The sequence below is a fragment of the Candidatus Pelagadaptatus aseana genome (assembly GCF_040362265.1).
Classification (GTDB): Bacteria; Pseudomonadota; Gammaproteobacteria; order Pseudomonadales; family Cellvibrionaceae; genus Pelagadaptatus; species Pelagadaptatus aseana.
The window spans coordinates 286,096-310,964 of sequence record NZ_BAABNJ010000002.1; the positions used below are offsets into that span (position 1 = coordinate 286,096).

At 52.5% G+C, this 24,869-nt stretch carries 22 protein-coding genes; 15 read left to right on the plus strand and 7 right to left on the minus strand.

Annotated features, from left to right (window positions below; all coding sequences use genetic code 11):
• Positions 1-21 precede the first annotated feature (21 nt).
• Genes ACPXV9_RS03875 through ACPXV9_RS03885 form a run of 3 tightly spaced genes read right to left on the minus strand, consistent with a single transcriptional unit; the run spans position 22 to position 2,443 of the window.
• On the minus strand, positions 22-969 hold the full coding sequence (locus tag ACPXV9_RS03875) for an alpha/beta fold hydrolase (protein WP_423894751.1): 948 nt from the start codon (positions 967-969) through the stop codon (positions 22-24).
• A 36-nt stretch (positions 970-1,005) separates the two neighbouring features.
• Positions 1,006-2,040 (minus strand): 2,3,4,5-tetrahydropyridine-2,6-dicarboxylate N-succinyltransferase, encoded by a 1,035-nt coding sequence (gene dapD / locus ACPXV9_RS03880; RefSeq protein WP_423894753.1) that lies wholly within the window; start codon positions 2,038-2,040, stop codon positions 1,006-1,008.
• A gap of 55 nt (positions 2,041-2,095) precedes the next feature.
• On the minus strand, positions 2,096-2,443 hold the full coding sequence (locus ACPXV9_RS03885; RefSeq protein ID WP_423894755.1) for an ArsC family reductase: 348 nt from the start codon (positions 2,441-2,443) through the stop codon (positions 2,096-2,098).
• A 263-nt stretch (positions 2,444-2,706) separates the two neighbouring features.
• Between ACPXV9_RS03885 and ACPXV9_RS03890 the strand changes: the two genes are divergently transcribed.
• A complete protein-coding gene (locus tag ACPXV9_RS03890) occupies positions 2,707-4,302 on the plus strand; it encodes an ABC-F family ATPase (RefSeq protein ID WP_423894757.1) in 1,596 nt (531 codons plus the stop codon).
• A 30-nt stretch (positions 4,303-4,332) separates the two neighbouring features.
• On the plus strand, positions 4,333-5,715 hold the full coding sequence (gene dbpA, locus ACPXV9_RS03895; RefSeq protein ID WP_423894759.1) for an ATP-dependent RNA helicase DbpA: 1,383 nt from the start codon (positions 4,333-4,335) through the stop codon (positions 5,713-5,715).
• 25 nt (positions 5,716-5,740) lie between these two features.
• Here dbpA and nth read toward each other — a convergent pair whose 3' ends face one another.
• The 4 genes from nth to map all read right to left on the minus strand — a co-directional run bounded on the left by nth (position 5,741) and on the right by map (position 11,194).
• On the minus strand, positions 5,741-6,394 hold the full coding sequence (gene nth / locus ACPXV9_RS03900; RefSeq protein WP_423894761.1) for an endonuclease III: 654 nt from the start codon (positions 6,392-6,394) through the stop codon (positions 5,741-5,743).
• Between the two features lie 5 nt (positions 6,395-6,399).
• Positions 6,400-7,599: a succinyldiaminopimelate transaminase gene (gene dapC, locus ACPXV9_RS03905; protein ID WP_423894763.1), complete on the minus strand. Its 1,200-nt coding sequence runs from the start codon at positions 7,597-7,599 to the stop codon at positions 6,400-6,402.
• A gap of 125 nt (positions 7,600-7,724) precedes the next feature.
• Positions 7,725-10,409, minus strand: coding sequence for a [protein-PII] uridylyltransferase (locus tag ACPXV9_RS03910; RefSeq protein ID WP_423894764.1), 2,685 nt, complete (start codon positions 10,407-10,409; stop codon positions 7,725-7,727).
• Between the two features lie 14 nt (positions 10,410-10,423).
• Positions 10,424-11,194: a type I methionyl aminopeptidase gene (map, locus tag ACPXV9_RS03915; protein WP_423894765.1), complete on the minus strand. Its 771-nt coding sequence runs from the start codon at positions 11,192-11,194 to the stop codon at positions 10,424-10,426.
• 563 nt (positions 11,195-11,757) lie between these two features.
• Here map and rpsB point away from each other — a divergent pair.
• The 13 genes from rpsB (at position 11,758) to lpxA (ending at position 24,836) form a co-directional block, all read left to right on the plus strand.
• Positions 11,758-12,504, plus strand: coding sequence for a 30S ribosomal protein S2 (rpsB, locus tag ACPXV9_RS03920; RefSeq protein WP_423894767.1), 747 nt, complete (start codon positions 11,758-11,760; stop codon positions 12,502-12,504).
• 135 nt (positions 12,505-12,639) lie between these two features.
• Positions 12,640-13,497 (plus strand): translation elongation factor Ts, encoded by an 858-nt coding sequence (tsf, locus tag ACPXV9_RS03925; protein WP_423894768.1) that lies wholly within the window; start codon positions 12,640-12,642, stop codon positions 13,495-13,497.
• A 144-nt stretch (positions 13,498-13,641) separates the two neighbouring features.
• Complete coding sequence (gene pyrH, locus ACPXV9_RS03930; protein ID WP_423894770.1) at positions 13,642-14,388, plus strand: UMP kinase; 747 nt, start codon at positions 13,642-13,644, stop codon at positions 14,386-14,388.
• Positions 14,378-14,935 carry a ribosome recycling factor gene (gene frr / locus ACPXV9_RS03935; RefSeq protein WP_423894772.1) on the plus strand — a complete coding sequence of 186 codons (558 nt, stop codon included), beginning with the start codon at positions 14,378-14,380 and terminating at the stop codon, positions 14,933-14,935. Before pyrH ends, frr begins: the two co-directional genes overlap by 11 nt.
• Before the next feature lie 45 nt (positions 14,936-14,980).
• Positions 14,981-15,706: a polyprenyl diphosphate synthase gene (gene uppS, locus ACPXV9_RS03940; RefSeq protein WP_423894774.1), complete on the plus strand. Its 726-nt coding sequence runs from the start codon at positions 14,981-14,983 to the stop codon at positions 15,704-15,706.
• 30 nt (positions 15,707-15,736) lie between these two features.
• Positions 15,737-16,576 (plus strand): phosphatidate cytidylyltransferase, encoded by an 840-nt coding sequence (locus ACPXV9_RS03945; RefSeq protein ID WP_423894776.1) that lies wholly within the window; start codon positions 15,737-15,739, stop codon positions 16,574-16,576.
• Positions 16,577-16,622: 46 nt separating this feature from the next.
• Complete coding sequence (gene ispC / locus ACPXV9_RS03950; protein WP_423894778.1) at positions 16,623-17,807, plus strand: 1-deoxy-D-xylulose-5-phosphate reductoisomerase; 1,185 nt, start codon at positions 16,623-16,625, stop codon at positions 17,805-17,807.
• Positions 17,808-17,839: 32 nt separating this feature from the next.
• Complete coding sequence (gene rseP / locus ACPXV9_RS03955; RefSeq protein WP_423894779.1) at positions 17,840-19,198, plus strand: RIP metalloprotease RseP; 1,359 nt, start codon at positions 17,840-17,842, stop codon at positions 19,196-19,198.
• A 75-nt stretch (positions 19,199-19,273) separates the two neighbouring features.
• Complete coding sequence (bamA, locus tag ACPXV9_RS03960) at positions 19,274-21,841, plus strand: outer membrane protein assembly factor BamA (protein ID WP_423894781.1); 2,568 nt, start codon at positions 19,274-19,276, stop codon at positions 21,839-21,841.
• 28 nt (positions 21,842-21,869) lie between these two features.
• On the plus strand, positions 21,870-22,379 hold the full coding sequence (locus ACPXV9_RS03965) for an OmpH family outer membrane protein (RefSeq protein ID WP_423894782.1): 510 nt from the start codon (positions 21,870-21,872) through the stop codon (positions 22,377-22,379).
• 141 nt (positions 22,380-22,520) lie between these two features.
• On the plus strand, positions 22,521-23,558 hold the full coding sequence (gene lpxD / locus ACPXV9_RS03970) for a UDP-3-O-(3-hydroxymyristoyl)glucosamine N-acyltransferase (RefSeq protein WP_423894784.1): 1,038 nt from the start codon (positions 22,521-22,523) through the stop codon (positions 23,556-23,558).
• 38 nt (positions 23,559-23,596) lie between these two features.
• Positions 23,597-24,034 carry a 3-hydroxyacyl-ACP dehydratase FabZ gene (gene fabZ / locus ACPXV9_RS03975; RefSeq protein ID WP_423895040.1) on the plus strand — a complete coding sequence of 146 codons (438 nt, stop codon included), beginning with the start codon at positions 23,597-23,599 and terminating at the stop codon, positions 24,032-24,034.
• Positions 24,035-24,053: 19 nt separating this feature from the next.
• Positions 24,054-24,836 (plus strand): acyl-ACP--UDP-N-acetylglucosamine O-acyltransferase, encoded by a 783-nt coding sequence (gene lpxA, locus ACPXV9_RS03980; RefSeq protein ID WP_423894786.1) that lies wholly within the window; start codon positions 24,054-24,056, stop codon positions 24,834-24,836.
• The last annotated feature ends 33 nt before the right edge of the window (positions 24,837-24,869 follow it).

The following is a 24,869-nucleotide window of genomic DNA, read 5'->3' on the forward strand; positions in this document are numbered from 1 at the left end:
CAGTTGCCGGGGTTGTGTCAGTCATAGTCTTTGCAGAGCTTCCAGAATTAAGGGGTTTACCCGCGAGGCCTGGGTAAAAGTAAAGTCGTGACGGGCGCCAGTCAGGGTTTTCAGCTGCATTTGTTGCACCTGTTGTTGCATGGCAATGGCACCGTCAATGGGGCAAATTTTGTCCTGATCCCCCCAGATTACCGTAAACGGAATCTGGCTTTGACCCACCTGATGATAATCATCCTTGAGATCGTAAAACGGGTAATTGTGCAGTGTCGAGTTCAGAGCATAGGGCGTGCCCTGAACCCGAAACTGGGTCGCAAATTGTTGCGGCGTGTCGGCACTGATCAGACCGTTGTCTACCGCTGTTTGCAGAGCATCGACAAACCTGTCCGGTCCGGCCAGAGTGAGTAACTGTTCACCAATTACCGGTTTGGCCAGCTGTTTAAACAGCCCGGTATAGGGCTGCAGAAACCCGGCCGGTGCCAACAACACCAATTGTTTTGCCCGCTCGGGGTAACTGGCGGCAAAACTGGTGATATTGGCGCCCCCCATGGAGTAACCCACCAGCTTTAACGGCTGTTGCAGGCCCAGACCATCAAGCAGTTCTTTGAGTTCGCGCACATAGAAGTCGCGATTGTAGGTTTGCTCGGGGCGATCGGAATGGCCGCGGCCAAAGTGATCGTAAGTCAGCACCCGATAACCGGCAGACACCAAATCCGGCACGGTGTTTTGCCAGACAAATTTGGGGGTGGAAAAGCCGTGCACCAACACCACCACTTCGCCCTCTTCAGGGCCGTGCCACTGGTAGCTGATGCGACCGTCAGTGAGACTGATGCTGTTACCACCGGCGTGGTGGAAGGTATCGGTCAGTGGCTGATACTTTTGGTGTGCCTGAAACAGCGCAACAGCCAGTGCGGCTAAACCGAGCAACACGAGAGCCGCCAGTGACAGTAAGGTGATTTTAACAACTCTCATGGCGGCTTCCTGTTTTAGACTCCTTTTCGGGAGGGCTTAGTTGTGAGCGTGCAGCTCTTCGTTCAGGGCAATGGCGCTCTTGTTGGTTTTGCACTCAACCGCACCGGTCACAGAGTTGCGACGGAACAACAGGTCGGATTTGCCGGCCAGATCACGGCACTTAACGTGCTCAACCAGCTCGCCCTTGTCGTCCAGTACGGCCACTTTGGTGCCTGCAGTAATGTACAAACCGGCTTCCACGGTGCAGCGATCGCCCAGAGGAATGCCGATACCGGCGTTGGCGCCGAGCAGGCACTCATCACCGACAGAGATGACGATGTCACCGCCACCAGACAGGGTGCCCATGGTGGAGCAGCCACCACCCAGATCGGAACCTTTACCCACGAATACGCCGGCAGAGATGCGGCCTTCGATCATGCCCGGGCCTTCGGTGCCAGCGTTAAAGTTAACAAAACCTTCGTGCATGATGGTGGTGCCTTCACCCAGGTAAGCACCCAGGCGCACGCGCGCGGTGTGGGCGATGCGAACACCGGCCGGTACCACGTAGTTGGTCATTTTCGGGAATTTGTCGACGCAGGATACTTCCAGCAGCTCGCCGTTAACGCGGGCCTGCAGTTGACGCTCGGTCAGCTCGCTCAGATCCACTGCACCCTGGTTGGTCCAGGCCACATTGGGCAGTACGCCAAACAGGCCGGCCAGGCTGGTTTGATGGGGCTTAACCAGACGGTGGGAGATCAGGTGCAGTTTCAGGTAGCCCTCGGGCACTGAAGTTGGAGCTTCGTCAGCAGCCAGAATGGTAGCAACCAGAGGGCGCTTGCTGCCGGCAAAGGACTTGGCAATGGCAGCCTGATCCGCGGCACCGGCGGAATCCAGAGCGCGGCTCAGTTCTTCCAGTTTGTCAGCGGCAATGTCGATTACCTGATTGCCCTCGCTGTAGCCCAGCACGTTGCTGATGGCAGCGGCTACGTCAGCGGATGGATTCATCAGAGGCTGAGGGTAGAAAACTTCCAGCCATTCGCCGTTGTTGTTCTGGGTGCCGACACCGAGGCCGATTGCGTAGAGTTGAGTCATGGTCAGTTTCCGTTTTAATCAGTAATAAAAATTCGATATGCAGTAAGTACTGCCTTTAGGCAAAAGTGGATTCGTAATTAGCTGCTTTAAAGCCCACTTGCAGCTCGCCGTCTTTGTCCAGCAGTGGTCGTTTAATCAATGTGGGGCTGTCTAGAATCAGTTCAACCGCAGTTTGTTCGTTCAGGCCATTCTTCTGTTCATCTGTCAGCGCTTTCCAGCTGGTGCTGCGCTTGTTGATCACGGTGTCCAGCGCCAGTGTGGTAATCCACTGTTTCACCTGATCGGCTTCCAGGCCGTCTTTGCGGAAGTCGTGAAAGCGGTGCTCGATATTGTTGTCGTCCAGCCAAACGCGGGCTTTTTTGACGGTGTCACAGTTGGGGATGCCGTAAAGAGTAACGTTCATAGGGGTCAGTATTGCCTGAGAATAGTAAAATGTGGGTCTGATGACGCCAAAAGCCGAGCATTTTACTATGAATGCTGGCTCTTATGTACGCATTTTTACTGTCCGTGTTTTCTTGCGGCAAGCTTTGGCTTAACCCTGTCTTTGTCAGGGTTTTGACCTGGTCGTTTATCTCGACATTAAGGCGCCGAGTCTTTATAGTTCGCCACCTTGCCAATATCCCTCTCAGGCCCCGGTATTTGGGCCGCTATCTTCAGGAATTTCCCGTGATTACAACCGCTAACATCACCATGCAGTTTGGCGCCAAGCCCCTGTTCGAAAATATTTCCGTCAAATTTCGCGATGGCAATCGCTATGGTCTGATTGGTGCCAACGGGTGTGGCAAATCGACGTTTATGAAAATACTCGATGGCAGTCTGGAGCCCTCGGCTGGCAATGTGTCGTTTGGGCCCGATGAGCGGGTTGGTAAATTGAGCCAGGATCAGTTTGCCTTTGAGGAATACAGCGTGATTGACACCGTGATCATGGGGCACAGTGAGCTGTGGCAGGTGAAGCAGGAGCGGGATCGGCTCTACAGTTTGCCGGAGATGTCCGAAGAAGAGGGCATGCAGGTCGCGGATCTGGAAGTGCGCTTTGCCGAGATGGATGGCTACAGCGCCGAGAATCGTGCCGGCGAGATTCTGCTGGGTGCCGGTATTGCACAAGAGTTGCACTACGGTCCCATGAGTGAGGTGGCCCCGGGCTGGAAGTTGCGGGTGCTGTTGGCGCAGGCTCTGTTTTCCGATCCGGATATTTTGCTGCTGGATGAGCCCACCAACAACCTTGATATTGATTCGATTCGCTGGCTGGAGTCCGAGTTGAACTCCCGCCAGAGCACCATGATCATCATCTCGCACGATCGTCATTTTCTGAATTCCGTGTGCACCCATATGGCCGATATTGATTATGGCGAGCTGCGCATCTACCCCGGCAACTACGATGACTTTATGACGGCCTCGACCCAGGCCCGGGAACTGTTGCAGGCTGAAAACGCCAAGAAGAGTGCCCAGATTGCCGAGTTGCAGCAGTTTGTCAGCCGCTTTTCCGCCAACGCCTCCAAGGCCAAGCAGGCGACTTCACGCGCCAAGCAGATTGAAAAAATCAAGCTGGAAGACATTAAGCCTTCCAGTCGTGTCAGCCCCTATATCCGCTTTAAGCAGGAAACCAAGCTGCATCGCCAATCGCTGATTCTGGAAAAGCTGGGCCACGGTTTTGATGGTGAATCCCTGTTCAGTGACGGCAACCTGATTCTGGAAGCTGGTTCCCGACTGGCTATTATTGGCGAAAACGGTGCCGGTAAAACCACCCTGCTGCGCTGCCTGATGGGTGAGCTGACGCCCAATGAAGGCACGGTAAAATGGGCGGAGAATGCCACGCTGGGCTATTGTCCGCAGGACAGTACCGCCGATTTTGATTGCGATCTGAATCTGTTTGACTGGATGAGCCAGTGGCGCAAGCCGAAGCACGATGATCAGATTGTCCGGTCAACGCTGGGGCGCTTGTTGTTTTCCTCCGGTGATTTCAAAAAACAGGTCAAGGTTTGCTCCGGTGGTGAAAAGAACCGACTGTTGTTTGGCAAGCTAATGATGATGGACACCAACGTGATGTTGATGGACGAACCCACCAACCATCTCGACATGGAATCCATCGAGGCGTTGAATCTGGCGCTGGAACATTACGAAGGCACCCTGATTTTTGTCAGCCACGACCGCGAGTTTGTGTCTTCGCTGGCGACCCGGGTGATTGATGTGCGCCATAAGCAACTGGTGGATTTTCAGGGCACCTACGAAGAGTATCTGGCCAGCCAGCTGGCCGAGCAGTAGCGGTCAGACTAATAATTACGGGATAACACCATGAGTGATCAAAGTTTTGCCAACCTGTCGCTACCACCTGCCCAGCTGAAAAATCTTGAACACCTGGGTTATCGGGAGATGACGCCGATTCAGGCGTTGGCCCTGCCGCTGGCTCTGGCTGGCAAGGATCTGATTGCTCAGGCCAAGACTGGCAGCGGTAAAACCGCCACTTTTGCTTTGCCTTTGCTGAAACAGCTTAACCCCAGAGACTTTGGCACCCAGGCTCTGGTGCTCTGCCCAACCCGGGAGCTGGCAACCCAGGTGGCTACGGAAATCCGTCGGCTGGCCCGCTACCAGCAGAACATCAAAGTGGTGACCCTGTGCGGTGGCCAGTCCATTGGTCCGCAGATTGGCTCATTGGAGCATGGTGCTCATATTGTGGTGGGCACTCCGGGGCGGATTAAGGATCATCTACGCAAGAAGACCCTGTCTCTTAAACGCGCTAAATGTGTGGTGCTGGATGAGGCCGATCGCATGCTGGAGATGGGATTTATCGAGGATATGCGAACCATCATCGAGCAGACACCGGCATCAAGGCAGACGCTGTTTTTCTCGGCCACCTTTCCTAAAGATATTAAGGCCATCAGTGTTCAATTTCAGAAAGATCCCGAGCATGTGCAGGTAGAGTCTCTGCACAACGATCAGCAGATCGATCAGCAGTTTTATATCTGCCAGAAGAGTGAGCGGCTGGAGAGTCTGGTTAAATTGCTCTGCCTTCATCAGCCACAGGCGGCGGTGGTGTTCTGTAACACCAAGCAGGCCACTCAGCAGGTGTGTGCCCATTTGCGTGAGCAGGGTATCTCGGCCAGTGCCCTGCACGGGGATCTTGAGCAGCGTGATCGTGATCAGGTGCTGGTGCAGTTTAAGCAGTTGAGTTGCACCGTGTTGGTGGCTACCGACGTTGCCGCTCGAGGCTTGGATGTGGATGATCTGCCGTTGGTGGTGAACTACGATTTGCCCCGCGATGCCGAGGTCTACGTGCATCGCATTGGTCGAACCGGCCGTGCCGGTAAAGCGGGGTTTGCGTTGAGCTTGTTGGCCGATTCGGAGCGTTATAAATTCGATGCCATTGCCGATTATCAGCAGCGAGAGTTGGAGTTTGAGGCCGTTGAAACGCTTACGGTAGAAGCTGCCACGATTCCGGCGCCGCCGTTTGTAACCCTGTGTATTGCCGGTGGCCGTAAAGAAAAAGTGCGCCCGGGTGATGTGCTGGGGGCGCTGACCGGTGAGGCGGGCATCAATGGCAAGGCGGTGGGCAAGATTACGGTGATGGACTATGTCACCTACGTCGCCATTGAGCGGGGGCAGGCCAATAAGGCGTTGAAACGCCTGACGGATGGCAAGATCAAAGGTCGCAAATTCAAGGTGCGTAAACTGCGTTAAAACGCATCAGAACTTACCCTGCAGTTCAGGGTTTTAAAACCTTTTTGGGCTTCTTGCGGTTGGGGTAACAGCTGCGGCAAATATCGCACACCGTGCCATCACAGCCGCGGGCGGAACAGTACTCCCGGCCATAAAAAATGATCTGCAAGTGCAGGGCATTCCATTTCTCGGCGGGAAATAATCGCTTCAGATCTTTCTCGGTTTGCACCACGTTTTTGCCTGAGGTAAGTCCCCAGCGCTGGGCCAAACGGTGGATGTGGGTGTCCACAGGGAATGCGGGAATATCAAACGCCTGTGCAACCACGACACTGGCGGTTTTATGGCCGACGCCGGGCAGTTCTTCCAATGCTTCCATGTCGGCAGGCACTTCGCCGTTGTATTTTTCCACCAGAATTTGCGACAGCTCGGAAATGGCTTTGGACTTGCGCGGTGACAGGCCGCAGGGGCGAATAATGGCCTGAATGGCTTCCACCGGCTGCATCGCCATATCAAAGGGATTGTCGGCCAATTCCCATAACGCCGGGGTGACCTGATTGACCCGCTCGTCGGTACACTGGGCAGAGAGTAATACAGCCACCAACAGTGTATAGGGGTCTTTGTGATCCAGAGGCACGGGTGTTTCCGGGTAGAGTTCCTCAAGGCGGTTCTGGATAAATTCGACGCGTTCGGCCTTTAGCATCCGTCTTAACCCTTCTGCAGGAAATGCTTGATGCGTTCGGCGGCTTCTACGCACTCTTCCAGTGTGGCCACCAGTGCCATGCGCGCGTGATTTTCGCCCGGATTCAGGCCTTCGGCTTCACGACCAATAAAGCGACCGGGCAACACCGTAATGTGCTGTTCGGCAAACAAACGCTGGGCAAAATCGATATCGCTGATGCCATCGAGTTGTGGCCACAGGTAAAAACTGGCGTCGGGCTTGCTGACGTTCAGGTGGCCATCAAGAATGTTCAGCACCGCATCGAACTTGGCGCGATAGGCGTCGCGGTTGGCTTTGACATGCCCCTCATCGTTCCAGGCGGCAATCGAGGCCAGCTGCGATGTGATGGGCATGGCGCAGCCATGATAGGTGCGGTATAGCAGAAACTTGTTCAGTACCTCGGCGTCACCGGCCACAAAGCCGGAGCGCAGACCGGGCAGATTAGAGCGCTTGGACAGCGAGTGGAATACCACGCAGCGCTTGAAGTCGTCGCGGCCAATTTCAGCGCAGGCCTGCAGCAGGCCAACCGGTGGGCGGTCTTCATCGAAGTAGAGTTCGGAATAACACTCGTCACTGGCGATAATAAAGTCGTGTTCGTCGGCCAGCGCAATCAGCTTTTGCAGGGTGGCGGTGTCGATCACGGCACCGGTGGGGTTGCCCGGGGAACACAGAAACAGCAGCTGACAGCGTTGCCATACGTCCGCCGGTACGGCATCGAAATCCGGGATGTAACCGTTGTCTTTGGTGCAGTTCAAAAAGTGCGGTTCGGCGCCGGCCAGAAACGCCGCCCCTTCGTAGATCTGGTAAAAGGGGTTGGGGCTGACTACCAGTGGATTTGAAGTTCGGTCAATCACCGCTTGGGCAAAGGCAAACAGGGCTTCACGGGTACCATTGACGGGTAATACATGATCTTCGCCGTTGAGGCTGCCTTTATTCAATTTAAAGCGGTTTTGCAGCCAGCTGGCAATGGCCTCGCGGAGTTCCGGCAGGCCCTTGGTGGTGGGATAGTTGGCAATGCGTGGCAGATTATCAACCAGGGTTTGCAGCACAAACGCGGGAGGTTCGTGTTTGGGCTCACCAATGGATAAGGCGATATGAGCGAGATCTTTGGGGGGCGTAACCTCGGCCTTTAAAGCGTTAAGCTTTTCAAAGGGGTAGGGCTGTAAAAGAGTCAGATCTGGATTCATTAGTGTGACCTAAAAAATAATATTGTCATTCAGGCGACCGAAGGAAGGATCTCTCTGGGAGATCCTTCCTTCGCTTAGGATGACATGTTTAAGGGCTCAGGATGACATGTAGGTTATGCAGTGAGCTACTCACCCTGTACCTGTTGATCGAGTTGTTTGCAGATGTCCTGTTGCAGCTCATCGCACAACTGTGGGTCGCTGAGCGGATTGCCGTCTTTGTCGGTAAGGAAAAAGATGTCTTCGACCTTTTCACCAAGGGTGGTAATTTTGGCGTTTTGCAGCTGAATGTCGTATTGCAGGAAGATGCGGCCAATCAGGGCCAGAAGTCCGGGGCGATCAGGGCTGATCACTTCCAATACCGTGGTATTGGTATTGATGTCGTTACTCAGACTGGTGCGAGTCGGTGCCGCAAAGTGTTTGAGCATTCTCGGTGTGCGACGCTTGACGATGTCGGAATAGCGGTCGGTCAGGGCCAGTTCTTCCGCAAGGGCACCATGGATTTTGTCTCTGGTTTTATCATCCAGCTCAACCGGCAAGCCATCTTCCTGAGTGACATAGAACGTATCGATGGTGTAACCGCCGCGCTCGGTGTTGTAGATGCGGGCGTCGATGATGCTCAGGTTGAGGTTGTCCAGTGCAGAGGCAACGGCGGCAAAAATGTTGTCGCGGTTTTGAGTGCGCAGGAAAATTTCGGTGATGTCTGCCTGATGTGCATCTTCGTTGTTGCGAATCAGGATCAGGTCTTGCGGACTGTTGTGCTGCAGAATGGCCTCACTCTGCCAGACAATATTATCGACACTTTCACGCAGAAAATAATCGTCACCCAGATAGTCCCACAGGCGCAGTACCATATCCTCTTCGGCGCCGTTGATGATCATTTTGCGCATCGCGGCTTGCTGGGTTTCCTCGATCAACTCTTTGCGATCAATCGGGTTTTCCAGACCGCGGCGCAGGGCGCGTTTGGTTTCGGTGTAGAGTTGGCGCATCAGTGTGTCGCGCCAGCTGGTCCAGAGGGTCGGGTTGGTGGCATTGATGTCCGCCACGGTCAGCAGGTACAGATAGTTGAGATGCCTCTGGTCACCCACTTCGTTGGCGAAATGATGGATCACTTCCGGATCGGACAGGTCCTGTTTCTGTGAGATCTGACTCATCAGCAAGTGTTTTTCCACCAGCCAGACAACCAGACGGGAATCGCTGTTATTGAGTCCGTGGCGTTGACAGAAGTCCATGGCATCGACCGCGCCCAGTGTCGAGTGGTCGCCGCCGCGACCCTTGGCAATGTCGTGGTAGAGGCCGGCTATGTAGAGCAGTTCCGGTTTGTCGATACGCTTGTGGACTTCCCAGGCCAGAGGGAATGTCTGCTCGGCCTCTTGGTAGCGGAATTTGCGCAGATTTTTAATCAGCAACAAAGTGTGGGCATCCACGGTGTAGATATGGAACAGGTCGTGCTGCATCTGGCCGATAATGTTTTTGAATTCCGGCAGGTAGCGCCCCAGGATGTTGTAGCGCTTCATGCGACGCAGTTGTTTGAACAAGCCGTGTTCGCTGCGCAATAACTGCATAAACAGATCTTTGTTTTTGGTGTCGTCGCGAAAATCTTCGTGAATCAGGTTGCGGTGCTGACGCAACAGGCGGATGGTTTCCGGGCGCACACCTTTGATGGTCGGGTTTTGCCCCATCAGGACAAAGATTTCCAGCAGTGCTGAGGGCTCTTCCAGAAACACAGTCTCTGTTGAGGCTTCGATATAGCCGTTGCGGAGGCGAAAGCGGGGGTTGATCGGGCGAACTACATCATCCAGTTCGTCATTGAGAATGTGTTCGTCAAGGTAGTGCAGCAGGACATCATTGAGTTCGGCCAGTGATAACACCACCCGGTAATAGCGGTGCATCAACTGCTCAACGGCAAGCTTACCGTCCTGATCCTTGTAGCCCATCACCGCGGCCAGTGATCGCTGATGATCAAACAGCAGGCGTTCTTCGGCGCGGCCGGCCACCATGTGCAGGCCATAGCGAATCTTCCAGAGGAATTCTTCGCCGTTTTGCAGCAGGGCAAATTCTTCTTCGGTGAAAAAGCTGTGACCTTCCAGCTGTTTCAGGGTGCGAACCTTGAAGTGACGTTTGGCCACCCAGGCGATAGTTTGGATGTCGCGCAGTCCGCCCGGGGCATTTTTCACGTTCGGTTCGAGATTGGTTTCGGTGTTGCTGTGCTTCTTGTGGCGCTCGATCTGTTCCTGCCATTTAGCCTGGAAAAAGGCTTTGGAGTCCCACATATGTTCAGGCTGGATACTCTTCTGCAATTGCAGGCACAGCTCGCGATTGCCAACAAGAGTGCGTGATTCAATCAGGTTGGTCATCACGGTGATGTCTTCTGCGGCAATTTCCAGACATTGATCAATGGTGCGCACGCTGGAGCCAATATCCAGACCGATATCCCAGAGCAAGGTGACCAGACCCTGAGCGGATTCCATATCTTCCGGCTTTTCTTCGCTGAGCAACAGCAGGAGATCGATGTCCGAGCGGGGGTGCAATTCGCCGCGACCATAGCCACCCACGGCCATCAGGCAGACACTGTCGCTCCAGGTAAATTGATGCCAGACGTAGTGGAGAATGCAGTCGATAAACAGTGATCGGTCGTAAATCAGGTTGCGAATTTCTTCGCCTTCTTCAAAGCGGCGATCCAGTTGCACATTGGCGGCGTTGATGGCGTCTTTGAATACGGGAATATAGCGACCTTCAGAGGCTTCCAGACTTTTGCGAAAGCGAGCTTGGTTAAAGAACGACAGAGGTCCTTCAAAATAGGGCATTTCCATGGTGCGAATGTCTCTTAGAAGGATTCTTCGCCGCGTGCAGTCAGAACTTCCACTCCGTCACTGGTCACGGCCAGGGTGTGTTCCCACTGGGCGGATAGGCGTTTGTCGCGGGTTTCAACGGTCCAGCCATCTTTCAAAAGCTTGGTAGCAGCCTTGCCAGCATTGATCATGGGTTCGATGGTGAACGTCATGCCTTCTTCCAAAACCAGACCGGTACCGGCCTTGCCGTAGTGCATAACCTGAGGCTCTTCGTGAAATACATCGCCAATGCCGTGACCACAGTATTCACGCACAACTGAGTAGTAGTTCTTTTCAGCGTGTTTCTGGATAACTTCACCAATATCCCCCAGGCGGCAGCCGGGCTTAACCAGTTCAATACCCTTGTATAGGCATTCCTGAGTAATTTGGATCAGTCGATCGGCGTGGGGTGCAGACTTGCCCACGGTGTACATCTTGCTGGTGTCACCATACCAGCCTTCGTAGATGACGGTTACGTCGATATTAATGATGTCGCCATTTTTCAGAATCTTTTTCTCGGATGGGATGCCGTGGCACACCACCTGGTTGACCGAGGTGCAGACGGATTTGGGGAAGCCCTTGTAGCCCAGGCAGGCGGGAATGGCTTTTTGCACATTGACGATGTGTTCGTGAATGATGCGGTCCAGTTCAGCTGTCGTTACCCCGGGAACCACGTATTCTTCAATAAGCTCCAGACATTCGGCAGCCATGCGGCCGGCAATGCGCATTTTTTCGATTTGTTCGGGGGTTTTGATGCTGACTTTCATGGTGACTGTACGGCTCGTCTGACAAAAATGGTCGGGTATTGTAAACCATGTCTAGGGTAGCTTGTAGGGTGTTGGGTGGCGGCCTATAAATCTGTCGGGTACTGTTTTTCCGTTCCGTGGTGCATCCATGCACCGTCCCGCGTCCATCCATGGCGCTAGTCACTCCAAAACAGTACCCGACAGCTTTATAGTCCTTATCGGCAAGATAGGATTAGCTTGAATCTACTGCTTAGGTTGCTTGAGGGGTGTGGCTCTCCTGAAGCGCCTAGCGCCAGGGATGAGCGCGGGACGGCACATGGATGTGCCACGAAGCGGAAGGAGAGTCACATCCCTCAAACAACCGGGCGGATTCTTTAGCCTCAAATGCCCGATTTTCTTTGTTTGTAAGGCAGGTTTGTGGTATAAAGCGCGCCCCTGCTCATAAAGGGCCGGGAAAACTACTTTAGATAGATAACGTCACACATACTCCGACACGTCTTTTCGGGTGCTCTGGAAATCGGCCATTGCCGTGACAGGGTTGGAAAGATGGGGTGTATGGAGGCCTAACCCAAGGAAAACTTGATATGCCTACTATTAGCATGCGCGATATGCTGCAAGCTGGTGTCCACTTCGGTCACCAAACTCGCTACTGGAACCCAAAGATGGGTCAATACATCTTTGGCGCTCGTAACAAAATTCATATTGTAAACCTGGAGCACACTCTGCCAGCTTTTAACGAAGCTCTGGATGTAGTTAAAGCTCTGGGCTCCCAGAAGAAGAAAGTTCTGTTTGTTGGCACCAAGCGTGCTGCTTCCAAAGTAATCAAGGAACAAGCAGAGCGCGCTGGTCAGCCATACGTTTGCCACCGCTGGTTGGGTGGTATGCTGACCAACTACAAAACCATTCGTGCTTCCATCCGTCGCTTCCGTGATCTGGAAACCCAAAGCGCTGACGGTACCTTCGATAAGCTGACCAAGAAAGAAGCTCTGATGCGTACCCGTGCCATGGAGAAGTTGGAAAAATCCATCGGTGGTATTAAAGATATGGGCGGTCTGCCTGATGCTCTGTTCGTAATCGACGTTGAACATGAGCGCATTGCCATTCAGGAAGCCAACAAGCTGGGTATCCCTGTAATCGGTGTTGTTGATACCAACAGCAACCCAGACGGTATCGACTACGTTATCCCTGGTAACGACGATGCGATCCGCGCTATCAAACTGTACGTTGGCGCTGTTGCCGACGCTTACGCTGAAGGTGCTGCATCTGCTCAGTCCGCTCCTAAGCAAGCTGACGAGTACGTTGAAGCCAATGACGGTGCTGCCGAGCAGTAATTGTCATAAAGCGCCCTTATAAAGGGCGCCCGGAATGTATTTCCAGTGGCTGCCAAGGTGGCCACAAGAGCAAGAAGGGGGCATGGCCCCCTTTTTCGAGTTTTATAAAGCATCCAAATTTAAGAGGACATGATCATGGCAGCTATTTCTGCTTCCCTGGTAAAAGAACTGCGCGAGCGCACCAGTCTGGGCATGATGGAGTGTAAAAAAGCTCTGAAAGAAGCCGACGGTGACATCGAGCTGGCAATTGAGAACCTGCGTAAGGCTTCTGGCCTGAAAGCTGAGAAGAAAGCTGGTCGTACTGCGGCTGAAGGTGTTGTTGCTGTTAAAGTAGCCGATGACGCTTCTTTCGGTGTTGTAGTTGAGGTTAACACCGAGACTGACTTCGCTGCTCGTAACGAAGATTACCTGGCGTTTGTTGATGTGTGTGTAAATGCTGCATTTGACGGTAAGACCGCTGATATCGCTGCAGGCCTTGAAGATCAGCGTCAGGCGCTGGTTCAGAAGGTTGGTGAAAATATTGGTTTCCGTCGTGCTGAAGTTGTAGACGGCGGCGTGGTTGGTGCTTACGTTCACTCCAACAGCAAGATTGCGGTTCTGGTTAAGCTCGAAGGCGGTACCGATGAGCTGGCTCGCGACGTTGCCATGCACGTTGCTGCTGTTAACCCTCGTGTTGTTAGCCCTGAAGACATGCCGGAAGACGAGCTGAACAAAGAGAAAGAGATCATCAAGGCTCAGCCGGATATGGCTGGCAAGCCAGAGGACATTGTTGAAAAGATGATGGTTGGTCGTATCAACAAGTTCCTGAAAGAAAACAGCCTGACCGAGCAGCCTTTCGTTAAGAACCCTGACGTAACTGTTGGTCAGCTGGTTAAAGACGGCGGTGCCACCATTGCTCAGGTAGTTCGCTTTGAAGTGGGCGAAGGTATCGAAGTTGAAGAAGCTGACTTCGCTGCTGAAGTTGCCGCTCAGCTGGAAGCCAGCAAGTCTTAATTTTGCGTTAAGACAATCGGAGGTCGCCCTTTTGTGGTAAGCCTCTAATTTTAAGAAGGCGGGGGTCGATACCTCCGCCTTTTTGCTGTTAAAATCCGGTGAATTTTGTCCTGCCATTGAATTAGCACCAAGCGGAGCACCTCTATGCCCAATACCAGAGAAAAGAAATACCAGCGGATTCTGCTGAAACTCAGCGGGGAAGAATTGATGGGAACCGAAGGTTTCGGAATCGATCCCAAGGTTTTGGATAAAATGGCTCTGGAAATTGGTCAATTAGTCGGTATCGGTGTTCAGGTTGGGCTGGTTATCGGTGGCGGTAACCTGTTTCGCGGTGCGGCTCTGAGTGCGGCTGGTCTGGATCGTGTTACCGGCGACCATATGGGCATGCTGGCTACCGTTATGAATGCTCTGGCCATGCGTGACGCTCTGGAGCGCAGTAATATCTCTTCCCGCGTTATGTCGGCCATTCCCATGAGTGGGGTGGTGGATCACTATGACCGACGCAAGGCTTCCCGTTTTCTGAAAAGCGGTGAAGTGGTTATTTTCTCAGCTGGTACCGGTAACCCGTTCTTTACCACCGATTCTGCAGCCTGTTTGCGCGGCATCGAAGTGGAAGCGGATATTGTACTGAAAGCCACCAAGGTTGATGGTGTTTACACTGCCGACCCAATGAAAGATCCCAATGCCACTCGCTACGAGCGCCTGACTTATGATGAGGTGCTGGAGAAGAAATTGGGCGTTATGGATTTGACGGCCATTTGCCTGTGCCGTGATCACAATATGCCTGTGCGTGTTTTCCGTATGGATAAAACCGGCGCACTGGTCAAAATTATCCAGGGTGAAGATGAAGGCACCCTGATTGAAGAGGGGAATCAAGAAAATGTTGGATGAAATCAAGCAGGAAGCTCAAGAGCGCATGGGCAAGAGCATCGAGGCGCTGGGTACTAACTTCAACAAAATTCGCACTGGGCGCGCCCACCCAAGTATTCTCGATGGCATTACCGTCAGCTACTACGGTGCGGATACCCCGCTGAATCAGGTCGCTAATGTCTCGGTTCTGGATGCGCGTACCCTGTCTATCAGTGCCTGGGAGAAGGCCATTGTGCCGGAAATTGAAAAGGCCATTATGAAGTCGGATCTGGGCCTGAACCCCTCCACCCAGGGTGAGCTGATTCGCCTGCCAATGCCGCCTTTGACTGAGGAAACTCGCAAGAATTACATCAAGCAGGCACGCGCCGAAGCGGAGAACGCCCGTATTTCTATCCGCAATATCCGTCGCGATGCGCTGGCAGACGTGAAGGATCTGCTGAAAGAAAAAGAGATTACCGAAGACGATGATCGTCGCGCACAGGATGAGATCCAGAAAATTACCGACAAGTTCGTTGCCGATGTGGCCACCGCTCTGGCGGCCAAAGAAAAGGACTTGATGGAAATTTAATTATTGGGGCCGGCATGGACGCAGGCCCGCACTCGAGGATGTATCGTGAGTGATGATTCGTTAAGACATGTTGCTGTCATCATGGACGGCAACAACCGCTGGGCCAAGCTGAACGGCAAAATGGGCGTGCAGGGACATCGTGCCGGCGTCGAAAAAATCCGTGAGGTGCTGCAGTCCTGCAAAGAGCACGGTGTGGAGGTCTTAACCCTGTTTGCTTTCAGTAGTGAAAACTGGCAACGCCCCCCTAAAGAGGTAGAGGCTCTTATGGGGTTGTTTCTTTCCTATCTGAAAAACGAGGCCAAAAAGCTGAAGGACGAGCGGGTTCGGCTCAGGGTAATCGGTAATCGCAGCCGTTTCAGTGAAAAAATCCAGAAAGCCATTTTTGATGCCGAAGCCATTGCCTGTGAGGGTGAGCATACTCTGGTGATAGCCGCGGATTACGGCGGTCGTTGGGATATGACTCAGGCTGCGCGAAAGCTTGCTGAAAAGGTTTCTGAAGGTCGTATGGCGGTTGATGAGATCGATGAAGCCGCTCTGGATGCCGGTATGTCAACCTCGGGGTTGCCGGCTCTTGATTTGATGATTCGCACCGGCGGAGATCACCGTATCAGCAATTATCTGTTGTGGCAGGCGGCCTACAGTGAACTCTATTTTACGGATGTGTTGTGGCCGGACTTTGGTGCCGATGACCTCAGTGGTGCCATTGCCGATTTTCACAGTCGCCAGCGGCGCTTTGGCAAGACCTCAGAGCAGGTCGAGCAGGGCCAATAACAACAATTACAAAGAATTAAGGGGAGCCTTTTGCTCAAGCAACGCATTATTACAGCGGTCATTCTGGCGGCATTGTTTCTGGGTGTTATTTTTCTGGCGCCGTTGCAACAGTATGCACAGGTTATTTCGGTGGTGGTTGCTATCGCTGCCTGGGAGTGGGCCAATATGTCCGGCTTCAAAGCCCAATGGCAGAGGGTTCTCTATGCCATCGGTATTCTGCTGTTGGCCATGGTGGCAGCAGGGTACAACGGCTACTACGAGACCGGCGTATTTTCCGGTGAAGAATTGCTTTCGGTGTTTGGCGCGGCCGGGATCTGGTGGGCGGTTGCTCTGTTGTGGGTACAATCCTATCCAGCCAGTGCGGTGCTTTGGGGGCGTCGCTGGACTCGCGCGATTATGGGTGTGTTTGTTCTGGTGCCCACCTGGTTGGCGTTTATTTTCCTGCGAACCCAGCCGAACGGTGAATGGCTGATTATCCTGTTGGTTGTGATTGTGGCCGCTGCCGATGTAGGCGCTTATTTTGTCGGCAAGAACTTCGGCAAGCGTAAGTTGGCGGTGCATGTAAGTCCCAAAAAATCCTGGGAGGGCTTCTGGGGCGGTTTTGCATTGTGTCTGTTGCTGGCAACCGGTTTTTGTTACTGGGCTGGTGAGGGTTATCAACTGGTCGCTATTGTGGCGCCGGTCGCACTGGTGTCGGTGCTGGGTGATCTGATGGCCAGTATGGTCAAACGTGAACGCGGCATAAAAGACAGCAGTAATCTGCTGCCTGGTCATGGTGGGTTTATGGATCGCGTCGACAGTCTGACCGCCGCTGCGCCAATCTTTTCTCTGGCGATTCTGCTTACCGGCTGGGAAATGCCGGCTTTTTAAAGCTTGCCCCCTATTCAATCCATAGAAATCTCTGATACCCACGACCATGCAAACGATTACAGTCTTAGGTTCAACCGGCTCCATTGGTGTCAGTACACTGGATGTGATAGCTCGTCACCCCGATCGCTATCAGGTATTTGCTCTGACAGCCCACACCAGTGTCGAGAAGTTATTGCGGCAGTGCTGTGATTGCCGGCCACGTTTCGCCGTTATGCGCGATGAGCAGAGTGCCGAGCAGTTGCGGGCAGGATTGCAGGCGAAGGGCCTGGAAACCGAGGTGCTGGCCGGTGAATCCGGGCTGGAATGGGTGTCAGCGCACGATGATGTGGATTCCGTTATGGCGGCGATCGTTGGTGCGGCGGGATTGGCGGCGACACTGGCGGCGGTCAATTCGGGCAAAAAAGTGCTGCTTGCCAACAAAGAATCACTGGTTATGGCCGGCGGTTTGTTTATGAAGGCTGTGGCTGAATCCGGCGCCGTGTTATTACCAATCGACAGCGAACATAATGCGATTTTTCAGTGTATGCCGGCCAATTACCAAAACCTGGAGCAGGCGGGAATTCGCAAGATTCTGCTGACCGGCTCGGGCGGCCCCTTTCGGCAGACGCCCCTGTTGGATCTGGCTCAGGTGACGCCGGATCAGGCCTGTGCCCATCCAAACTGGAGCATGGGGCGTAAAATTTCTGTGGATTCGGCGACCATGATGAACAAGGGGCTTGAGTTTATCGAAGCATGCTGGATGTTCGGTGTGCGCCCCGATGATATTGAGGTGGTCGTGCATCCTCAGAGTATTATTCATTCGATGGTCGAGTACGCCGATGGCTCGGTGCTGGCGCAGATGGGGAATCCCGATATGCGGACTCCAATTGCCCATGCCATGGCCTGGCCTGAACGGATTGAATCGGGAGTGGCCAGTCTTAATTTTACCGATTTGGCGCGACTCGATTTTGAAAGCCCTGATTACCAGCGCTTTCCCTGTTTGAGGTTGGCTACCGAGGTGGCGGCCCGTGGAGGTACCCTGGCGGCCACCCTCAATGCGGCCAATGAGGTGGCGGTGGATGCTTTCCTTGGTGAACAAATTGGCTTTACCGATATTCCGAAAGTAATCGAGCAGGTGTTGAATGGCAGTGATTGCCATGAACCTGTGAATCTTGATGTGGTCAAAGTTGCGGACGCTGAAGCCCGGGAGATGGCCTATCAATGGGTGGCCAGGTTGCAGCGTACGGCCTAAGGCCGGTTATCTAAGACAGGAAATACATAATAATGATGAGCAGTCTTCTGACCATACTGTGGTTTTTTGTGGCGTTGGGTGTGCTGGTAACAGTGCACGAATTTGGTCATTTCTGGGTCGCCCGTCGCTGTGGCGTTAAAGTGCTGCGTTTCTCTGTGGGCTTTGGCAAGCCCCTGTGGGGTTGGACCGATAAGCAGGGTACGGAGTACACCGTAGCGGCCATTCCCCTCGGTGGTTACGTCAAAATGCTCGATGAACGCGAGGGAGAGGTTGCCGAAGCCGAGCTGGATCAGGCTTTTAATCGTCAAGGAGTTTGGCAGCGGATCGCCATTGTGGCTGCCGGCCCCATTGCCAATTTTGTACTGGCAATACTGTTATTCTGGATAATGCTGATTCCCGGAACCACCGATCTGTCGCCGCTGATCGGTGAAGTGGAGGAAGGGTCCATTGCTGCGGAGGCCGGACTTGAGGCGGGGCAGGAAATACTGGCAATTGATGGTGTGGCTACCAATACTCGTCAGGATGTTTTGCGTCAGGCGGTTACGCGTATGGGGGAGGATGGACTCATCCGTTTTACCGTCAAATACCCGGATTCCTCTCTGCAATATGAATCACAGGCCAATCTCAATCAGTGGCTCAAGGATGAGGGTGATCCCGATGTGATTGCCGGCTTGGGTATCACTTTCTTCCAGCCCGAATTCAAGGCCATTGTTTCTGATGTGGTATCTGGCAGTCCTGCAGAGCAGGCTGGTCTGTTGCCGCAAGATGAAATTGTCAGTGCTGACGGTATGGACATGACTGACTGGAACGCCTGGGTGGATTATGTGCGCGCCAGGCCAGATCAGAAAATAGAAGTGGGTTATCTGCGCGGTGGCAGTGTGATGACGACCGTCATGGTGCCTGAAAGAGTTGAAGTGGATGGCGGTGAAGTCATTGGTCGGGTCGGTGTGGCTGTGAAAATGCCCGAGTGGCCAGAGCATATGTTGCGCAAACAGCACTATGGTGTTTTCGAAGCGGCCGTTAAAGGGGCAGAAAAAACCTGGGAAACCTCGGTTTTTGTGTTGCTTTCTTTGAAAAAGCTGGTGGTGGGAGAAATATCCACGAAAAACTTGAGTGGACCCATCACCATTGCTAAAGTGGCGGGCGCTTCCGCCAAAGCGGGAATGGGTTATTACATTGGATTTCTGGCATTGCTGAGCATCAGTCTGGGGGTCTTTAACCTGTTGCCGATTCCGGTCCTGGATGGGGGACACCTGTTTTACTATCTGATTGAGGTGGTAAAAGGCAGCCCGGTACCGGAAAAAATACAAATGATCGGTTATCAGATCGGGATGGTTTTAATTGCCGGGGTTATGGTTCTGGCGCTTTATAACGATATTATGCGTTTTTAAACTGTCTGGCCTTTGGTTCGCCACGGGTACGTCTGTAGCCAAAATAAGTGAAAATAATACTTTAGAATTTTATCTATGAAGCCTTTGCGTTCGCTCTTTATCTGTTTGTTCCTGTTTCCTGTTCTGGCTTTTGCCCAAAGCTTCCGAGTTGATGATATCCGCCTCGAGGGGTTGCAGCGCGTGTCTGCAGGAACTGTATTTGCGGCACTGCCACTTCAGGTGGGTGACACAATTGATCCCTATGTGATTCAAAGAGCCACGCGTGCACTGTTCCGCACCGGTTACTTTGCCGATATTGAGCTGGGCCGTGATGGTGGTGTTCTGGTCATCAAATTACTTGAACGCCCGGCTATCAGTGAAATTGTGATTGATGGCAACAAGGCCATCCAAACCGAAGACCTTTTGAAGGGTATGACCGAAAACGGTTTGTCGGAAGGTCAGATTTTCAAACAGGCCACTCTGGATGGTCTGACTCAGGAACTCGAGCGTCAGTATGTTGCTCAAGGCCGCTACAGCGCCTCTGTAAGCGCCGAGGTTGAAGAGCTGCCACGCAATCAGGTGAAGTTGTTGGTTAATGTCGATGAGGGCAAGGTTGCCAGTATTGAGCATTTGAATATTGTCGGTAACAACGCCTTTGAAGATCAGGAACTGCTGGACCTGTTTGAACTCAAAACCACCGGTTGGTTGTCTTGGCTCAACAGCAATAATCGCTACTCCAAAGAAAAAATTACTGGTGATCTTGAGCGACTGGAAAGTTACTACCTCGATCGTGGTTACCTGCGCTTTCGCATTGATTCCACTCAAGTGTCTCTGACCCCGGACAAAAAAGGTGTCTATATCACCATCAACGTTGATGAAGGTGATGTTTATAAAGTCAGTGAAGTGGCACTGGCCGGTGACCTGGTGGTTGAAGAGGATTCACTGGAGAAGTTGTTCCTGATGAAAGAGGGGCAGACCTTTTCACAGGTACTGATGACGACTACCTCTGATTACCTGACTCGTCGTCTGGGCAACGAAGGTTATACCTTTGCCGAAGTGCGCGGTATTCCGGAACACAACGAAGAAGACAGTACGGTAAAAGTTACCTTCTTTATGGATCCGGGTAAGCGCTCCTATGTACGCCGTATTGATTTCCGCGGTAACACCAAAACCTCTGATGAAGTGCTGCGTCGCGAAATGCGTCAGATGGAAGGTGGTTCCGCCTCAACCGCTCGTATCGAGGCCTCCAAGGTACGCCTTGAGCGCCTGGGCTTCTTTAAAGAAGTGAATGTTGAAACCATTGAAGTACCCGGCACTTCGGATCAGGTGGATGTTGAGTATAGTGTTGAAGAGCAGCCATCGGGCAGTATTGGCGCCAGTGTCGGTTTTGCTCAGGGCTCCGGCGTTGTATTGGGTGCCAATGTCCAACAGAACAACTGGTTTGGTACCGGTAAACGCGTTGGCTTCAATATCAGTACGTCGCAGTACCAGACGGTGTACAGCTTTAACTATATGGACCCGTACTTTACCTCGGACGGTGTAAGCCGTGGCTTTAATGTGTACTACCGCGAGCGTGATTTCGAAGAGGTTAACGTATCGAGCTACAGCACCGATTCCTACGGTGCCGCTGTGAATTTTGGTTACCCAATCTCGGAAATCGAGCGACTGAACTTTGGCATTGGTGTCAGTAATATCACCATTGAAACCGGTGATTTCGCGGCACAGGAGATTGCCACTTCTCCTAATTTATTTGCAGGTATTGATGAAGAATATGTCTTAGAAACCAACCTGGCCGACTGTCAGGATGATCAAGACGATCTTACAACAGCCTGTATTTTCAGTGGTGCCAACTTCGATGATCAAGTCACCAATAACCCTGCTGGTTGGATTGATGAAAACGGTGATAACTTTAATATTGTCAACTTCACCGCCAGCTGGCGCCAGTCCACTCTGAATCGTGGCCGCCTGGCGACCCGCGGTGCCTCTCAGTCTTTGAACTTTGAAATGACATTACCTGGCGGCGACCTTGAATACTACAAGCTGAGCTACAAGGGCCAGTATTTCCGACCGCTGACCAAATCCCTGACCTTGCGCCTGCGCACTGAGTTGGGTTATGCGGATTCCTTTGGTGATACCGAAGGTCTGCCGTTCTTTGAAAATTACTACGCCGGTGGTTTTGGTTCGGTCCGTGGTTTCCAGCGTAACACTCTGGGGCCCAGAGCGACTGCGGCTGAGCAATACGCTTTAGCGGCCATTGATAGCGATGGCGATGGCGACATCGATGGTGACGATAAAATCGTATATGTCAGCGATGGCACTAACTTATTGACTAATACCGTCGGCGATACCGATGATCCTTTTGGTGGTAATGTTCTGATTGAAGGTAGCGCGGAAGTTCTTTTCCCGATGCCGTTTATCAAAGACCAGCGTTCGCTGCAGTCGGCCTTCTTTATCGATGCCGGTAATGTTTTTGACAGTGACTGTGGCGAAGAACAGCTGAACTGTTTCGATGTGGATCTGGGTAAACTGAGTGTCTCCGCCGGTGTGGGCGTTACCTGGATTACCGGTTTCGGTCCATTGACCTTCAGTGTTGCCAAGGCCATTAAAGAAAATGATTTTGATGAGACTGAGTTCTTCCAGTTCTCGCTGGGTTCTGCCTTCTAAATAAAGCTATAACAAACGGAGTAACAACGTGAAAGCAATCAAACTTTTTTCCATCGCGCTGGCAGCCATGCTGGTTTCATCTTTTGCAGCAGCCCAGGGCAAAGTGGTTGTTTTCAATATGCAGGCCGCTCTGATGCAAACCAATTCTGCTCAGCAGACTCTGAAAGCTCTGGATAGCAACTCTGATTTTGCCGCCATGAAGAGTAAGTTCGAATCCCTGCGTGCTGAACTGATTACCATGGACAAGGATTTTCAAACCAATGGCATGACCTGGAGTCAGGAGCAAACCGCAGAGCATCGCAAAAAAGTTGAGTACAAGAGTGCCGATTTGAAGCTGGCGGCAGAAAAACTCAAGGCCGAGCGCAACGCAGTGGTTCAACGCATTGTTAAGGAACTGGGCCCTAAAGCGAAGAAAGTTCTGGATGAGCTGGTCAAGGCTGAAAATATCGGTTTGGTGCTCGACAGTGGTGCGGCCTTCTTTGCTACGCCAGAGTTTGATATCACGGGTAAAGTAACGGCTATGCTGAACAAGCAGTAAGCGCTCAGACTCTTCTGTGAAACTCCCGGTTATTGACTATCAATACCGGGAGTTTTTGTTTTTGGATTCTTATTTCTAATCACAGGGTTTACAATTAATCCTTATCTTTAATGCTACCAAGTCCTTCGTTGGAGATTGTCCGTGACCAATAAAACCCAGTGGACACTTCAGGCTCTGGCCGATTTTCTCGGTGCAGAACTGAGTGGCGATGCCCAGACAGTGATCTCGGGTCTTAACACCATTCAGGATGCCAGTGACAATCAATTAGCCTTTCTCGCCAATCCCAATTATCAAAAGTATCTCGAAACAACCAGAGCGGCAGCGGTGATTCTAAAGCCCGAGCTGGCTGACGCTTATCCGGGTAATAAACTGATACTGGCCAATCCCTATCTGGGGTATGCGCGACTGACGTCTCTGTTTGATCATGCACCACAGCAGTCGACCGGGGTTCATACTTCCGCGGTTGTAGATGCTTCCGCAACCCTCGCCGATGGTGTTCGGGTGGGTGCCAATGCGGTTATCGAAGCGGGCGTTGTACTTGAAGAGGATGTGATCATTGGGCCCAACAGCTTTGTGGGAGCCAACAGTCGCATCGGTCGCGCTTCCAGATTGCATGCCAATGCGACGATTTATCATGGCGTTACCATGGGGGCACATGTTGTCATTCACAGTGGCGCGGTGATAGGGGCCGATGGTTTTGGTTTTGCCCCGAGCAACGAAGGTTGGATTAAGGTGCATCAATTGGGCGGTGTCGTACTCGGTGATCGGGTAGAGGTGGGGGCCAATACCACCATCGATCGTGGAGCACTCGATGATACGGTGCTGGAGAACGGCGTTATCGTCGATAATCTGGTGCAAATTGCCCACAATGTCCGCATTGGTGAAAACACCGCCATTGCCGGTTGTTCGGGGATTGCAGGCAGTACCACCATTGGCAAAAACTGCACTCTGGCCGGTGGCGTGGGTTTGGTGGGCCACATCGATATTTGTGATGGCGTTCATGTCACCGGTATGAGTCTGGTGACCAAGTCCATCACCAAACCCGGATCTTATTCTTCAGGGACCGGTATGTCCTTGAGTGCTGACTGGCGTAAGAGCGCGGTAAGGTTTAACCAGCTGGATAAAATGGCCTCACGATTGTCAGCGTTAGAGAAGGGCTTTAAGTCCCGCAACGATTGATCAATAGCTATCAGATACTCAGGAGTTAACAAGCAAAGATTATGGACGTTCGAGAAATCAAAGAGTATTTACCACATCGCTACCCCTTTTTGTTGGTAGACAGGGTGGAAGAACTGGTGGAAGGTGAATATATTCGCGCCTATAAAAACATCACAGCCAATGAAGATGTATTCAATGGCCACTTTCCTGAGATGCCCATTTTTCCGGGGGTGATGATCGTAGAGGCGATGGCACAGGCGTCTGGTATTCTTGGCTTTAAAACTCAGGGCAAGAAAGCCGGTGAAGGCTCTCTCTATCTGTTTGCCGGCGTTGATAATGTGCGCTTCAGGCGTCAGGTGATCCCGGGTGATCGTCTGTATCTGGAGTCTAAAATTGTTTCATCCAGACGCGGTATCTGGAAATTTGAATGTCGCGCCGAAGTGGATGGTGAATTGGCCTGCGCGGCCGATATTATGTGTGCTGACAAGCAAGTTTGATCTTGGGAGTTGAAAATAGATGACGACCAGTCTGATTGATTCAAGAGCGATAGTTGACCCTTCCGCCAAGCTGGCAGAAGGGGTCAGTGTTGGCCCCTGGTCAATTATTGGACCCGATGTGGAAATCGGTGCAGGTACCAAAATTGAGTCCCATGTTGTGATCAAGGGGCCTTCGATCATTGGTAAGAATAATCACATCTATCAGTTTTCGTCTGTGGGTGAAGACACTCCGGATATGAAGTATCAGGGTGAGCCTACGCGACTGATTATGGGCGATAACAACATTATCCGCGAAGGTGTGACCATTCATCGTGGCACGGTTCAGGACAACTCTGAGACAGTGATTGGCAATGACAACTTGCTGATGGCTTATGTCCACGTTGGCCACGACAGTGTGATTGGAAATCACTGCATTCTGGTGAATAACTCGGCTTTGGCAGGTCATGTCCATCTGGGGGACTGGGCGATTCTGGGTGGCTACACTCTGGTGCATCAGTTTTGCCGAATCGGCGCCCATGCGTTTACTGGATTTGGCAGCCTGGTTGGCAAGGATGTGCCCGCCTATGTCATGGTGAATGGTAATCCGGGGGCCGCCAAGACCATCAATGCCGAAGGCCTGAAGCGTCGTGGTTTCAGCAAATCCGATATAGCCACCATCAACAAGGCATTCAAACTGATTTATCGCCGGGGGCTGACCATGGAAGAAGCCCTGAATGAGCTGGATCAGTTGGCGCAGAACTGTGAAGCGCTGAACTTGATGATTGATTCTCTCAAATCCTCTACTCGCGGTATTTTGCGCTGATACCAGTCAGTTAAATCCGTCAGACAATTTCTC